13 protein-coding genes are annotated in these 14,159 nt (G+C 62.8%); 10 read left to right on the top strand and 3 right to left on the bottom strand.

Annotation, left to right across the window (positions count from 1 at the left end; translation table 11 throughout):
* Positions 1–63: 63 nt before the first annotated feature.
* From AC6JBC_RS01145 to AC6JBC_RS01120, 6 genes are all read left to right on the top strand, one after another.
* Complete coding sequence (locus AC6JBC_RS01145; protein WP_498024919.1) at positions 64–513, top strand: DUF3576 domain-containing protein; 450 nt, start codon at positions 64–66, stop codon at positions 511–513.
* Positions 514–599: 86 nt separating this feature from the next.
* Positions 600–3,116, top strand: a complete 2,517-nt coding sequence (gene leuS / locus AC6JBC_RS01140) for a leucine--tRNA ligase (protein ID WP_498024918.1) — start codon at positions 600–602, stop codon at positions 3,114–3,116.
* A 99-nt stretch (positions 3,117–3,215) separates the two neighbouring features.
* Complete coding sequence (gene lptE, locus AC6JBC_RS01135; protein ID WP_498024917.1) at positions 3,216–3,713, top strand: LPS assembly lipoprotein LptE; 498 nt, start codon at positions 3,216–3,218, stop codon at positions 3,711–3,713.
* On the top strand, positions 3,710–4,735 hold the full coding sequence (holA, locus tag AC6JBC_RS01130) for a DNA polymerase III subunit delta (protein WP_498024916.1): 1,026 nt from the start codon (positions 3,710–3,712) through the stop codon (positions 4,733–4,735). Before lptE ends, holA begins: the two co-directional genes overlap by 4 nt.
* 39 nt (positions 4,736–4,774) lie before the next feature.
* A complete protein-coding gene (gene msrB / locus AC6JBC_RS01125) occupies positions 4,775–5,179 on the top strand; it encodes a peptide-methionine (R)-S-oxide reductase MsrB (protein ID WP_498024914.1) in 405 nt (134 codons plus the stop codon).
* Positions 5,180–5,290: 111 nt separating this feature from the next.
* On the top strand, positions 5,291–7,366 hold the full coding sequence (locus AC6JBC_RS01120) for a transglycosylase domain-containing protein (RefSeq protein WP_498024912.1): 2,076 nt from the start codon (positions 5,291–5,293) through the stop codon (positions 7,364–7,366).
* A gap of 4 nt (positions 7,367–7,370) precedes the next feature.
* On the opposite strand, the gene AC6JBC_RS01115 is transcribed toward AC6JBC_RS01120, so the two are convergent.
* Complete coding sequence (locus AC6JBC_RS01115) at positions 7,371–8,318, bottom strand: aspartyl protease family protein (RefSeq protein WP_498024911.1); 948 nt, start codon at positions 8,316–8,318, stop codon at positions 7,371–7,373.
* 277 nt (positions 8,319–8,595) lie between these two features.
* On the opposite strand from AC6JBC_RS01115, the gene rho reads away from it, so the two are divergent.
* Entirely contained in the window at positions 8,596–9,852 is a 1,257-nt protein-coding gene (gene rho, locus AC6JBC_RS01110) for a transcription termination factor Rho (RefSeq protein ID WP_498024909.1), read from the top strand.
* A gap of 21 nt (positions 9,853–9,873) precedes the next feature.
* The gene (locus tag AC6JBC_RS01105) at positions 9,874–10,596 is read left to right on the top strand and encodes a YjbE family putative metal transport protein (protein WP_498024907.1); all 723 of its coding nucleotides are present in this window, start codon (positions 9,874–9,876) and stop codon (positions 10,594–10,596) included.
* A gap of 170 nt (positions 10,597–10,766) precedes the next feature.
* Here the strand turns inward: AC6JBC_RS01105 and AC6JBC_RS01100 are convergent, their stop codons facing one another.
* Positions 10,767–11,735, bottom strand: coding sequence for a quinone oxidoreductase family protein (locus AC6JBC_RS01100; protein ID WP_498024906.1), 969 nt, complete (start codon positions 11,733–11,735; stop codon positions 10,767–10,769).
* A 14-nt stretch (positions 11,736–11,749) separates the two neighbouring features.
* Positions 11,750–12,448 (bottom strand): dienelactone hydrolase family protein, encoded by a 699-nt coding sequence (locus tag AC6JBC_RS01095; protein WP_498024905.1) that lies wholly within the window; start codon positions 12,446–12,448, stop codon positions 11,750–11,752.
* A 143-nt stretch (positions 12,449–12,591) separates the two neighbouring features.
* On the opposite strand from AC6JBC_RS01095, the gene AC6JBC_RS01090 reads away from it, so the two are divergent.
* Together AC6JBC_RS01090 and mnmE are read left to right on the top strand one after the other, a co-directional pair.
* Entirely contained in the window at positions 12,592–12,846 is a 255-nt protein-coding gene (locus AC6JBC_RS01090; RefSeq protein WP_196226641.1) for a DUF6489 family protein, read from the top strand.
* 7 nt (positions 12,847–12,853) lie between these two features.
* Complete coding sequence (gene mnmE / locus AC6JBC_RS01085; RefSeq protein ID WP_498024904.1) at positions 12,854–14,131, top strand: tRNA uridine-5-carboxymethylaminomethyl(34) synthesis GTPase MnmE; 1,278 nt, start codon at positions 12,854–12,856, stop codon at positions 14,129–14,131.
* The last annotated feature ends 28 nt before the right edge of the window (positions 14,132–14,159 follow it).

Genomic DNA, 14,159 nt, shown 5'->3' with positions numbered 1-14,159 from the left:
TGCCCATTGCCACGGCTTCTCTATAGAAGCGGGGCGTTTTTATTCAATATGGGACATGCCCTGATGGTCCGCCGCCTACCCGCTTCTGTTTCCGCCGGTCTGCTGCTGGCCGCACTTTTGCCGCTTGCCGCTTGCGGTGGCGGGTCCAAGGAGCGCCCCAAAGCCGATCTGGCCGCGTCCAAGGTGACGACGATCGGCGTCAACAGCTATCTGTGGCGCGCGACGCTGGACACGCTGTCCTTCATGCCGATGGTGCAGACGGATTCGAATGGCGGCGTGATCGTCACGGACTGGTACGCCAATCCGAACACGCCCAATGAGCGGATGAAGCTGACCGTATCGATCCTGGACCAGGATCTGCGCGCCGACGCGCTGCGCGTTGCGGCCAGCCGCCAGGTCAATCAGGGCGGGCAGTGGGTCGATGCGCCGGTTCAGGCTGCAACGGTCCAGAAGCTGGAAGAGATCATCCTGACCAAGGCGCGCGACCTGCGCCGCATGGCGATCGCGGGATAAGCTCTTCCTTTTCTTCCAATTTCTTGAACAACCGGGGGCTGGGCTTGGAAGAGCTCAGCCCGCATGCATTTTGAGGACGTGAACAAATGCAAAGGCGCTTCAACCCGCTTGAGGCCGATGCCCGCTGGCAGGCCGTATGGGACGAGAAGCAGACGTTCAAGGCGTCGGATACGAGCGACCGCCCACGTTCCTACGTGTTGGAGATGTTCCCCTATCCGTCCGGGCGCATCCATATCGGCCATGTGCGTAACTATTCGATGGGCGACGTGCTGGCGCGCTTCCGCCGGATGACGGGGCATGAAGTGCTGCATCCGATGGGCTGGGATGCCTTTGGCATGCCGGCGGAAAATGCCGCGATGGAAAAGAAGGTGCATCCGGGCGACTGGACCCGATCCAACATCGCGACGATGCGGGCGCAGTTGAAGAAGCTGGGCTTTGCGCTGGACTGGAGCCGTGAGCTCGCCACCTGTGAGCCTGATTATTATGGGCAGGAGCAGGCGCTGTTCCTCGACATGCTGGAAGCGGGGCTGGTTTACCGGAAGGAAAGCGCGGTCAACTGGGACCCGGTCGATATGACCGTGCTGGCCAATGAGCAGGTGATCGACGGCAAGGGCTGGCGTTCGGGCGCGCTGGTTGAGAAGCGCAAGCTCAGCCAGTGGTTCCTGAAGATCACGCAGTTTGCGGACGATTTGCTCAGCGGTCTGAAGACGCTCGATCAGTGGCCCGAAAAGGTGCGGCTGATGCAGGAGAACTGGATCGGCAAGTCGGTCGGTTTGCAGTTCCGGTTCAAGCTCGACGAGGCTGTGGATGGCATCGGGGAACTGGAGGTCTTTTCGACCCGGCCCGACACCATCTTCGGTGCCAGCTTTGCGGCGATTGCGGCGGACCATCCGATTGCTTTGGCGCTGGAGGCGAAGGATGCGGGTCTGGCTGCGTTCGCTGAGGAATGCCGTCATAGCGGCACTGCCGCTGCGGAGATCGAGACGCAGGAGAAGAAGGGTTATGATACCGGGCGATCGGTGATCCATCCCTTTACCGGCCGTAAGCTGCCGTTGTTCGTCGCGAACTTCGTGCTGATGGAATATGGCACGGGCGCCGTCATGGCGGTGCCGGGGCATGACCAGCGCGACCTGGATTTCGCGCGCAAATATATGCTGCCCGTCGAGCGCGTGGTCGCGGCCGAGGGTGATGAGGACAAGGGGATCGGCGACGAGGCCTATGCGGGGCCGGGCCGCCTGGTGAATTCCGATTTCCTCAATGGCATGAGCGTCGAGGACGCCAAGGCCGAAATCATCCGCCGCGCAGAGGAGGGCGGCTGGGGGACCGGCACGACCGTGTTCCGCCTGCGCGATTGGGGCGTGTCGCGCCAGCGTTATTGGGGGACGCCGATCCCGGTCATCCATTGCGACGATTGCGGCGTGGTGGGCGTGCCCAAGGATCAGCTGCCGGTGGTGCTGCCCGAAGATGTCAGCTTCGACATTCCCGGCAATCCGCTCGACCGGCATCCGACTTGGAAGCATGTCGATTGCCCCAAATGCGGCAAGGCGGCGCGGCGCGAGACGGACACGCTGGACACGTTCGCGGACTCCAGCTGGTATTTCATCCGCTTCGCCAGCCAGCCCAAGGACAAGCCGTTCGACCGTGAGACGGTCGAGAAGTGGCTGCCGGTCGGCCAATATATTGGCGGCGTGGAACATGCGATCCTGCATCTGCTCTACGCGCGGTTCTGGACGCGGGCGCTGGAGCATATGGGGCAATTGGGCTTTGCTGAGCCGTTTACTGGCCTATTCACGCAGGGCATGGTGACGCACGAGACTTACAAGTCGCCTGAAGGCACGTGGCTCGCCCCCCACGACGTAGCGCGGCAGGGGGAAAAGATCGTCATGGTCGATGGCGGTGGTCCGGTCACGGTTGGTCGCGTCGAGAAAATGTCCAAGTCCAAGAAGAATGTCGTCGATCCCGATGACATCATCGCCCAATACGGCGCGGACGCGGTGCGTTGGTTCATGCTGTCCGACAGTCCGCCGGAGCGCGACCTTCCCTGGACCGAAAGCGGCATTGAGGGCAGCTGGCGCTTCATCAACCGGCTGTGGAGGCTGTTTGGAGAGGCGGACGAGGCGGCTGAGGGTGAAGACAAGGCGCTCGACCGCAAGCTGCACCAGACGATCGACGGCATTGCCAAGGATATTGAGGCGCTGTCCTTCAACAAGGCGGTGGCGAAAATCTATGAGCTGACAAATGCGGTGGAGAAGGCGAAGCCGTCGGCGAGCCGCAGCGCGGCGATCCGGGCGCTGGCCCTGTTGGTCGCGCCGATGACGCCTCATTTGGCGGAGGAAGCCTGGGCGGACATGGGTGGGGAAGGCTTGATCGCCGACGCCGCCTGGCCGCAGGTCGATCCGGCGCTGCTGGTCGAGGATGAGGTGACGATTGCCTGCCAGGTCATGGGCAAGCTGCGCGACACCATCACCGTGCCCAAGGGGACGAGCAAGGATGAGCTGGAACGGCTCGCCCTGGCAGCGCCCAATGTGGCGCGGACGCTGGACGGTGCGACCCCGAAGAAGGTGATCGTGGTGCCCGACAGGCTGGTCAACCTGGTCATTTAACAACGAACCGTTCGCCCTGAGCTGGTCGAAGGGCTCTCTTTTCTTCAAAAGAAGAACAGGGCTTCGACAGGCTCCGTCCGAACGGGTAGAGAGTGTCCCATGAAGCGCATTTTGCCCCTGCTTGCTGCCACCGTCATCCTCTCCGCTTGTGGCCTGCGTCCCGTCTATAGTGGCGGCAGTTATGGCGCGGTCGCGCAGAAGCTGGGCAATGTCGAGATTGCGCCGATCGAGGGCAAGGGCGGCTGGCTGGTGCGCAATGCGCTCAACGATCGCCTGTCCGCGATGAGCGGCGCGGGGCCGAGCTATAAGCTGGTGGTGAAGCTGGACGACCAGATCAGCGGCTTTGGCTTGCGCGCTGACCAGGCGATTACGCGCGAACGGCGGACGTTGCGGGCGCGCTATCAGTTGATTGATGCGGCTACCGGCGCGCAGGTGATCGACGATACGGCGGGATCGGACGCGGGCATTGACGTGACCTCCAGCGAATATGCGACCATCGCGGCGGAAGATACCGCGCTGGAACGGCTGTCGCAGACGATTGCGGACCAGATCGTCTCCCGGCTCGCGCTGTTCGCGGCGAGGGACCAGCAGCGTTGAAGGCCAATCGCGGCCAGATTGAAAAGGCGCTGGACGCACCCCCGGCCGACATCCGTTTCTTCCTGCTCTACGGACCCGATGAGGCGGGCAGCGCGGCGCTGGGCAAGCGGCTCGAACGGGCGATGGGGCCGGAGGCGGAGCGCGTCGATCTGGATGGGCCGACATTGCGAGACGATCCCGCCCGGCTGGCGGACGAGGCGGCGTCTTTTTCCATGTTCGGTGACCGGCGCTGGATACGCGTCAACGGCATGGGCGAGGAATCGCTGGCGGCGGTGACCGCGTTGTTCGAAGCGCTGGCGGCAGGCAATCCGGTGATCGCTACCGCAGGGGCGCTGAAGGCTACGTCCAAGCTGTTAAAGCTGGCGCTCGACAGTCCGCTGGCCATGGCGTTCGCCTCCTATCAGCCGGATGCGCGGGAGGCAGAGCAGATTGCCGTCGCGATCGCGCGGGACGGGGGACTGCGCCTGCCCGCCGAGCTGGCGAAGCGGATCGTGGACCTGGCCAATGGCGACCGCGCATTGATGGGCGGCGAGATCGAGAAGCTGATCCTCTATCTCGACGCCGCGCCGGATCGGCCAGCCGAGGCGACGGCGGAAGCGCTGGACGCCCTGTCCGCCGATAATCCAGATTCGGACGCGGCGCCGCTAGTAAATGCGGTGCTGGGGGGCGACCTGCGCGCCATGCATCGGGAACTGGGGCGTCTGGCCGAGGCGGGAACGGCGATGGCGGCGGTGCTGCGGCCGCTTCTGACCCGTGCGATGCTGCTCGCCAATATCCGTTCGTCCTTCGATGACAGCGGTCGGTTGGAGGCAGCCGTCGAAGCGGCGGGCAAGCAGGTGTTCTGGAAGGAAAAGGGCGTCGTCACCCGGCAGGTGCGGCTGTGGGATGCGCATGGCATCGCGCGGGTAATCCAGCGGCTGGCGCAGGCGGAACGGGCAAGCCGGTCGGGCAGGGGCCTTGGCGACCTTATGGTGCGCCACGAACTGCTCGCCATTGCGCGGCAGGCGGCGCGGGAGCGCTAAGCGCTTGATCGCAGGAAGGGCGGTCGCCATATTGCGGCCATGGACAAGCTCAACCTGACCGACGCCGAATGGCGCGAGCGCCTTTCCCCCGAACAATTTCATGTCCTGCGGGAAGCCGGGACCGAGCGGGCTTTTACCGGCAAATATAATGGCAACAAGGCCGATGGTGTTTATTATTGCGCCGGTTGCGGGGCGGAGCTGTTCGACGCGGAAGAGAAATATGACAGCGGGTCGGGCTGGCCAAGCTTCACCACGCCGGTCGATATCGACGCGGTGGAGGAGATTCGCGACATCAGCCATGGCATGATGCGCACCGAAGTGCGTTGCGCCAAGTGCGAAGGGCATCTGGGCCATGTCTTTCCCGATGGTCCGGGCGTCAACGGCCTGCGCTATTGCATGAACAGTGCATCGCTGGATTTCAAGCCGCGGGACGAGGTTGAATAATCATTCATCGCGGGTAAAGCGTCGCTTCTCTTGAGAACCAAGCTCACAGGGTTGTTCGCGCCTGATTTGCGCTGGCGGCCCGATCCCTTAGCGCGTATCCGGGCGATATAGATGGCACGATCAGGCAAGAGCAAGGACACGCCCGGAGGCGCGAAGCGGTGGCTGATGCGGGGCATCAAGTTCGGGCTGGTCGCGACGCTTGGCGCGTTGTTCGCGATCGTCGTGGCGGTGGTGATCGCCTACCAGTCGCTGCCCAGCTATGAATCGCTGAAATCATCGCCCAATGGGCAGATGATCCGCGTGCATGCCGCCGATGGCAGCGTCATCGTGTCGTTGGGGCCGAGCTTTGGCCGATGGCTGGCCTATGACCAGATCCCGACGGTCATGGTGGATGCGATGGTCTCCACCGAGGACAAGCGCTTTTACCTGCATCCCGGCGTCGATCCGATCGGCATGGCGCGCGCGACCTGGGTGGCACTGGAGAACCGGGGCAAGGGCCGCCGCTGGCAGGGTGCATCGACCATTACCCAGCAGGTCACGCGGAACATCTTCCTCAACAACAGCTATAGCTGGGGCCGCAAGGTGCGGGAAATGGTCCTGGCGCTGGCGCTGGAACGGAAATTTTCCAAGCGGCAGATATTGGAGCTGTACCTCAACAAGGTGTATTTCGGCGGCGGCGCCTATGGCATCGATGCCGCCAGCCGGAAATTCTTCGGCCATCCCGCTAACGCACTCAGCCTGCCGGAAGCCGCCATCGTGGCTGGTCTGGTGAAGGCGCCTTCCAGCTATTCGCCTACCGCAGATGCCGAGGCGGCGATCGGCCGCGCGGGCGTCGTGCTGGAGCTGATGCAGGAAAATGGCGCGATTAGTGCCGCGGAGCGGGCGCGCGTCGATCTGAACGACGTCAAGATGGCGCCCGAGCCGCCGCAGAACAGCGTGCGCTATTTCACAGATTGGGCGCTGCCGCAGCTCGATCTGCTGGTGGATGAGCCCAACGAGCCGCTGGAGGTCTATACCACCATCGACCTTGGGATGCAGAAGGCGGCGACGGCGGCGATCCAGGCCAATGTGCCATCGGGTGCGCAAGGTGCGCTGGTCTCGCTCGACCGCGATGGTGCGGTGCGGGCGATGGTCGGGGGTCTGGACTATGTGACGTCCAACTATAATCGTGCGACGACCGCCACGCGGCAGCCGGGTTCGGCCTGGAAGATCTTCGTCTATATGGCGGCGCTGGAGGCGGGATATACGCCTGACACGGGCGTCACGGACAAGCCGGTGACGATCAATGGCTGGAGCCCGCGCAACAGCTCCGGGCGTTTTTCGGGCGACATCGATGTTCGCACCGCCTTTGCCTATTCCATCAATACCGTTGCCGCGCAGCTGGGGGTCGAGGTGGGCTTTCCGACGGTGGCTGACATGGCGCGGCGCTTTGGCGTGACGACGCCCATCAATACCCATCCGTCCATGGTGCTGGGCACGTCTGACGTGCGGCTGATCGACATGACGCGCGCCTTCGCCTCTATCGCGCGCAAGGGCGTGGCGGTGACGCCCTATGGCATCACGAAGGTGACGACGGCTGACGGCCGGATGCTCTATCAGCATCAGGACGATACCAGCCGCGTGCTGGTCGCGCCCTGGGTGGCGGCGGGGATGACCGACCTGATGCAGACGGCGGTCAGCACCGGCACGGGCAAGGCGGCGCAGATCGGCCGACCGGTGGCGGGCAAGACCGGCACGACCAGCAGCAACAAGGATGGCTGGTTCCTGGGCTTTTCCAGCGGCATCACCACAGGCGTGTGGATGGGTCGGGACGATGCGCGCGCCGTCGGCGTGCTACAGGGTGGCCGCGCACCCGCCCATGCCTTTGCCGACTATATGAAGGTGGCGGTATCCCGTCGCCCGGTCGAGCAGTTTGAGACGCAGGTGACGCTGCCCGAATGGCAGCTGGAGCCTGATGATGAAGCCTATTATGGCCAGCCCGACAATGGTACGAGCGGGGGCATGATGGTCGATGAAAACGGCCTGCCGATCGGTCAGGATGCCCCGCAGCAACAGGATCAGCAGCCCGAGCAGGACGACCAGTCCGTCGATCAGGCTGCTCCAGCCCGCACGACGCCGCCAAGACTGGACCAGCAATGGATCGACCAGGTGCTGGGCCGCGACCGGCAGCGTAACGCGCCGCGCTGATCGGCTACCCCGCTTCGCGCCGGGTGGCGGCAAAGCGTTGCCGATCAAGCGCACTCGCGTCTGGCATCAGGAAATCTACCCTGCCCCGGCCGAAGTCGATGGCGACGCGATCGAACATCTTGAGGGCCTGGATGCCCAGAAGCAGGGTCGGCTTGTCCGACAAGCCAAGTTCCCGGAATGGCTGGGCATCGGCGAACATGACCGGCAGATCAGTCAGGTTGATCGGACCCATGCGAATCCTGCCGATGTGCCCGAGCTGGCCGGTCAGGGTCTCGCCCGTCACGCTGATCAGGCTGACCTCGCTCATCACAGGCGCGCGCTTCTTGCGGATCAGCTTGTCGCGCAGCGCGAGATTGCCGACGCTCAGATGCGTGCCGGTGTCGAGGATGATGTTGACCTTCAATCCATTGGCGTCGGAATGGAGCAGGATGAGTTGCCCCTTGCGCCGCCGTGCCTCGACGATGATGGCGTTGGGGTCACGCCATGAGGGACGGCTGGCGCCGATTTCCATTCGGCCGGTGCGGAAATTCAGGAGAAGCCGCTTGGCATGCAGACTGTCGAGCCCGAGCAGCCCAGCCGCGCCGAGATGGTCACCCTCCAGCACAGGCGCTTCGATGCCATCGACCGTTTCCGTGCCATAGCCGAGCCGCGGAACGGCGACGGTGCGCGTTTCCTGGCGACCCGCCATGCTGACGATGGTGACCTGGCGGCGCGCGGGCAGGGCGAGCCGGTCGGCCAGGTCGCGCGAAATGACGGTGCGTTGCGATCCGGTATCGACGATGAAGTTCCACGGGCCGCGCCCATCAATGTGGATGGGGATGGAGACGCGGTCGTCGCTGGTCGAGAGGGTGCGGACCACGGCGGGCGGATCGGCCGCAGTTACCGGCTGACCCGCGGCGGGCGGGCAGATCATCAGCATGGCCATTGCAGGGACGAGATAAGGCCGTCTCATGCCCTTCGCCTCTTCAGCTAGAGCGCCAAGTCATAGCATGGATCGCCAAGGCCGGTCCATTGCCGCAACTGCTGCACCATTTGCCGATGAAGGCGGCGGGAGCCAGCATTTCCAGCGAGGCAGAGCCAAGCGACACCTTGACTTTGGGGGGGGCTGATCGCTAAACGCGGACGGTCTATCCCGGCCGTCCAGCGCCGGAGTCCCGTGTTTTCCATACCGGGCGACTCTCCTTTTTCGTATTTCCAATCTTCATCTCTCGTCATCGGACTCAAGTCGAATGCACCTTAAAGACCTCAAGAAGAAATCACCCGCCGATCTGGTCACCACGGCGGAAGAACTGGGGGTCGAAGGCGCATCGACCCTGCGCAAACAGGACCTGATGTTCGCGATCCTCAAGGCTGAGGCGGAAAATGGCGAGCAGATCATGGGTGAGGGCACGATCGAAGTGCTGGCCGATGGCTTTGGTTTCCTCCGCTCGCCCGAAGCGAACTTCCTTGCCGGTCCCGACGACATCTATGTGTCGCCCAATCAGGTCCGCAAGTTCGGCCTGCGCACCGGTGATACGGTGGAAGGTGAAATCCGCGCGCCCAAGGATGGCGAGCGCTATTTCGCGCTGACCAAGCTTATCTCCGTCAATTTCGATGACCCGGACGTCGTCCGGCATCGCGTCAACTTCGACAACCTGACGCCGCTTTATCCGACCCAGAAGCTGGTGCTCGATACGCTCGACCCGACGGTCAAGGACAAATCGGCCCGCGTCATCGACATCGTCTCGCCACAGGGCAAGGGCCAGCGCGCGCTGATCGTCGCGCCGCCGCGCACGGGTAAGACTGTGCTGCTCCAGAACATCGCCAAGGCGATCACCGACAATCATCCCGAAGTGTTCCTGATCGTCCTTCTGATCGACGAGCGCCCGGAAGAAGTCACCGACATGCAGCGCAGCGTGAAGGGCGAGGTTGTGTCCTCAACCTTCGACGAACCCGCGCAGCGCCACGTGCAGGTTGCCGAAATGGTGATCGAAAAGGCCAAGCGCCTCGTGGAACATAAGAAGGATGTGGTGATCCTGCTCGATTCGATCACGCGTCTGGGCCGTGCCTACAACACTGTTGTGCCTTCGTCGGGCAAGGTGCTGACGGGCGGCGTTGACGCCAATGCGCTTCAGCGTCCCAAGCGTTTCTTCGGTGCGGCGCGTAACATCGAAGAGGGCGGTTCGCTCTCCATCATCGCCACCGCGCTGATCGACACCGGCAGCCGCATGGACGAAGTCATCTTCGAAGAATTCAAGGGCACCGGTAACTCCGAAATCGTGCTGGACCGCAAGGTCGCCGACAAGCGCATCTTCCCGGCGCTGGACGTCGGCAAGTCGGGCACCCGCAAGGAAGAATTGCTGGTGGACAAGGCCAAGCTTTCCAAGATGTGGGTGCTGCGCCGTATCCTGATGCAGATGGGCACGATCGATGCGATGGAATTCCTGCTCGACAAGATGAAGGATTCCAAGACCAACGAAGACTTCTTCGACTCGATGAACCAATAAGCGGAGTTATATCAGGCCGTTATGATCGACCTTCTTACGACTGCCGCTGCCGCCGCGCAGGGTTTGGGATCGCCCGCAGACATTTGGGGGCACATCGTCAACGATTTCAGCAATATCGGTTCTCCGGCTGCTCTAGCGGCCTTTGGCCAGGTGCTGATGATCGATATCCTGCTCGCGGGCGACAATGCGATCGTCGTGGGCGCATTGGCGGCGGGCCTGCCGGTGCAGCAGCGCCAGCGCGTCATCATGATCGGTATCATCGCCGCATTGGTGCTGCGTATCGGGTTTGCCCTGGTCGTGACGCAGTTGATGCAGATTGTCGGCCTGATCCTGGCCGGTGGCCTGCTGCTGCTGTGGGTCAGCTGGAAGATGTGGCGGGAACTTCACCCGAAGCGGGGTGCGGACACGCCGGACGATCCCAGCGACGATGACATATCGGGGCTGCGTCCCGCAAAGAGCTTCGCAGCCGCCGCTTGGGCTGTCGCCGTTGCCGACGTGTCGATGAGCCTGGACAATGTGCTGGCCGTCGCGGGCGCGGCGCGTGATCACCCTGGCATCCTGATCATCGGGCTTATCCTGTCGGTAGCCCTGATGGGTATCGCGGCGAACATCATTGCCAAATATATCGAGCGTTTCCGGTGGATCGCTTATCTGGGTCTAGCCGTCATCATCTATGTCGCCGTCAAGATGATCTATGAGGGCGTTGTCGATCATCAGGTCGGCATCCTGACCCTCTTTGTGTGATTGAGGCGAGCAGGGGCGGGCTTGATGCCCGTCACCTGCTCGACCCGTTTTCAGACTTCTTCAGCGGGCCTAGAGCGCGCTGCGTTAATCGGACGCAGGTCGCGCGATCTAGTTTTTGTTATCGCATCCTTTTAAGCGCAAAACCGGTTCCCACTTTTGCGCACGATGCTTTAGGGCACCAGGATGGTGCTGCCGACGGTCTGTCGCCCTTCCAGCGCCCGATGTGCTTCCGCAGCCTCCGAAAGGGCGAAACGCTGGCCGATATGGGCGCGAACGACGCCCCTCAACATGCGATCGAACAGGCGGTCACTGACATGCTTCAGTTCCTCCTGCGTCACGATATAGTCGAACAGGGTGGGGCGGGTCACATAAAGGGACCCAGCGCGACTGAGTTCCAGTATGCTGACCGGCGGTACTGGGCCAGACGCATTGCCATAGCTCACCATCATGCCGCGCCGTTTGAGCGAGCTAAGCGACGCGCTCCAGCTGTCCTTCCCCACGCCATCATAGACGACGTCTACACCCTGTCCGTCGGTGAGCGCGCGCACCCGGTCGGCAAGGTCCGTCAACGGGCAGTGCAGGCTGTGGTCGGCCGGCACGGTGGCGGCCTTTTCCGCCGACCCGCTATGGGCGATGACCACGACGCCCTTGTCCCGAAGCCAGGGCACCAGCACGGAACCTACGCCACCGGCGGCTGCATGGACCAGAGCGACCTGACCGGGTCGCAGGGGCAATATATCCTCCGCCAGGAAGCAGGCGGTCATGCCCTTCAGCATCATCGCGGCTGCTTCATCCGTGCCGATCTTGTCTGGGATCCTTATGACGCGGTCGGCGGCGACCGTGCGATGGGTGGCATAACCGCCCAGGCCGCCAGCAGCGCCTACCTTGTCGCCGATCGCCAGCCCGCTGACACCCGGTCCCAAGGCCGCGACATAGCCCGCGCCTTCGACGCCGAGTGTGAGGGGTAGCGGGGCTTCGTAGAGACCAGACCGATGATAGGTGTCGATGAAATTCAGGCCGATTGCGTCCTGAGCGATCAGCACCTCACCCTCGGCCGGAGGTGCGGGATCGAAATACTCCCGCTCGATCACCTCCGGACCACCGGTTGTGCGGACGATCATGCGCCAGGCTTGTGTCATGGGCGGCGCGTCGGTCAGAGATGCGTGGCGAAGAAATCGGCTGTGCGCTGATCGGCCAGTTGCGCGGCATCCTCGACCCGGCGCGCGCCCATTTCAGCGGCAAAGCCATGATCCAGCCCCTCATAATCATGAAGGGTCACGTGGCGATTGTCCTTCAGTCCGTCATGCATCGTCTTCTGGACTTCCGGCGGCACGAAGCCATCAGCGGTGGGGATGTGCAGTAGGACGGGCTTACCGATTGCATGCTGCTCGCCCAGAAGATTGTCGATGCCCACACCATAATAGCCCACAAAGGCGTCGCCATCCGTCCGGCAGGCGGCCATGAAGGTCAGCCGCCCGCCAAGGCAATAGCCGACCACGCCGACCTTGCCCGTGCCGCCCAGTTCCGCCCGAGCGAATTTGATCGCCGATTCAATGTCATAGATGGCGAGGTCCTGATTCAGCTTTTGCATGTGGCCAATTGCCGCCTGAAATTGTTCTGGAACATCCGCATCCAGTTCGACATGAGGCGTGTCACGCCAGAACAGGTCAGGAGAAACCGCCAGATATCCCTGGTTGGCCCAATTGTCGCATTTGCGGCGAATGCCTTCATTCACGCCGAAGATTTCCTGAATGACGATAATCGCCCCGCGCGGGGTTCCTTCCGGCCGAGCGACATAGGTGTCGAATTGCGCATCGCCCTCAAGGGTCGAAATCGGCGTAAATGATCCCATGGCGGATGTCCTTTCGTTCGCTGCACTGTGTTTGAGGATAAGCGGCTTTTGCAGAACCGCCAACGCTGCTCTGGCCAAATTATTTGCGTTCAGGGGCCATGTTGCGGCATGACGACGATCGCTGGCAATTGAAGGTGCGCAGGATGAAAGTAACCGTCGACGTAGATTGCACCCCAACCGAGGCGCGGGCCTTTCTGGGCCTGCCTGATGTCACGCCCATTCACGACAAATATGTGAAAACGATGCTGGACAGCTTTGATGGCATCGCCAGCGCTGAACAGATGGAAACGATGTTCAAAAGCTTCTCTCCCTTGGGAGATGCGGGCATGCGCCTGTTCCGGCAGATGATGGACATCGGCCTTTCTGGCGTTGCTGGGAAGAATGGCGACAAGTCTTGAACCCTTAATGGCAGATACGATTTTCGCCCTGTCGAGTGGTGCGCCACCGGCAGGGATTGGGGTCATTCGGATAAGTGGCCCTGCTGCCGCCGCCGCCTTGCAGGGCCTTGCGGGGCATCTTCCCCAACCCCGGCGGGCGCGGCTGGCGTTATTGAAGGACCCCCGCAACGGGGTGCCCCTCGATCGTGCGCTCATCCTGTGGTTTCCTGGCCCCGGCACTGCGACCGGCGAAGATCTGGCGGAGCTGCATTGCCATGGCGGGCGGGCCGTGGTTGCGGAGCTGGAGGATGCGCTCAGGTCCTTTGAAGGCGTGCGGCAGGCCCAGCCGGGAGAGTTCACCCGCCGGGCTTTCATGAATGGGCGGATGGATCTCAACGAGGTCGAGGGGCTGGCCGATCTTCTTGCCGCCGAAACCCAGCAGCAACGGCGCGCGGCTCTGCTCATGTCCGAGGGGCATTTTTCTCGTCGGCTAGAGCAGTGGCAGAGGAGCTTGCTCGACCTTTCCGCCATGGCGGAGGCAGCGCTCGACTTTTCCGATGAGGATGACGTGCCTGAGCATGGGGCCGAGGAACGCATCGACTCCGGCATAGCTACGCTTATTGGGGAGGTGGGGTCTGCACTGAAGGCGCCTTCTGCGGAGCGTTTGCGGGATGGCATTCGGGTGGTGCTGGCCGGGCCGCCCAATGCGGGGAAGTCCACGCTTTTGAATGCGCTGGTGGGGCGGGAAGCAGCGATCGTGTCCGATGTCGCGGGTACGACGCGCGACCGCATCGAAGTGCCCGCAGCGCTTGGCGGGACTGCTTTCCTGTTCACCGATACCGCCGGTCTGAGAGAGGCGACATCGGACGTCATCGAAGCGATCGGGATGGACCGGGCTCGCGCGGCGCTGAACAGTGCTGACATCATTTTGTGGCTTGGCGATCCGGATGAAGCGCCACGCACCGACGCGATAATTGTCGGTGCCCAATGTGACCGGCACGCGGTGACTAGAGGGTTGCCCATATCGGCGGTCACAGGCGAGGGGATGGAGACGCTCATCGCTTTGCTCCTGGAGCGAGCTGCTGCATTGCTGCCGGGAGTGAGCGATTATGCATTGCATGTAAGGCAGCGGGAGGGCGTTGCGCTGCTGCTCGCCCATTTGGAAAATGCTTTGCCGCAGTCAGACCTTCTTATTGTCGCGGAAGAACTTCGGAATGCACGTGCGGCGATCGATGCGCTGACGGGGCGGGCAAGTACAGAGCATATGCTCGACCGGCTCTTTGCAGGATTTTGCATCGGCAAATGAGCGCTGTTCCACGTGGAACAGTTTTGAC

Source organism: Sphingobium sp. RC1 (genome assembly GCF_059738765.1).
This window is presented reverse-complemented; position numbering and strand designations above follow the sequence as displayed.

Coding starts and splice junctions, on each gene's coding strand:
- AC6JBC_RS01145 (WP_498024919.1), top strand. CDS start 64: ATGGTCCGCCGCCTACCCGCTTCTGTTTCCGCCGGTCTGCTGCTGGCC.
- AC6JBC_RS01120 (WP_498024912.1), top strand. CDS start 5,291: ATGGCACGATCAGGCAAGAGCAAGGACACGCCCGGAGGCGCGAAGCGG.
- mnmE (WP_498024904.1), top strand. CDS start 12,854: ATGGCAGATACGATTTTCGCCCTGTCGAGTGGTGCGCCACCGGCAGGG.
- AC6JBC_RS01095 (WP_498024905.1), bottom strand. CDS start 12,448: ATGGGATCATTTACGCCGATTTCGACCCTTGAGGGCGATGCGCAATTC.
- lptE (WP_498024917.1), top strand. CDS start 3,216: ATGAAGCGCATTTTGCCCCTGCTTGCTGCCACCGTCATCCTCTCCGCT.
- AC6JBC_RS01090 (WP_196226641.1), top strand. CDS start 12,592: ATGAAAGTAACCGTCGACGTAGATTGCACCCCAACCGAGGCGCGGGCC.
- AC6JBC_RS01100 (WP_498024906.1), bottom strand. CDS start 11,735: ATGACACAAGCCTGGCGCATGATCGTCCGCACAACCGGTGGTCCGGAG.
- leuS (WP_498024918.1), top strand. CDS start 600: ATGCAAAGGCGCTTCAACCCGCTTGAGGCCGATGCCCGCTGGCAGGCC.
- AC6JBC_RS01105 (WP_498024907.1), top strand. CDS start 9,874: ATGATCGACCTTCTTACGACTGCCGCTGCCGCCGCGCAGGGTTTGGGA.
- rho (WP_498024909.1), top strand. CDS start 8,596: ATGCACCTTAAAGACCTCAAGAAGAAATCACCCGCCGATCTGGTCACC.
- msrB (WP_498024914.1), top strand. CDS start 4,775: ATGGACAAGCTCAACCTGACCGACGCCGAATGGCGCGAGCGCCTTTCC.
- AC6JBC_RS01115 (WP_498024911.1), bottom strand. CDS start 8,318: ATGAGACGGCCTTATCTCGTCCCTGCAATGGCCATGCTGATGATCTGC.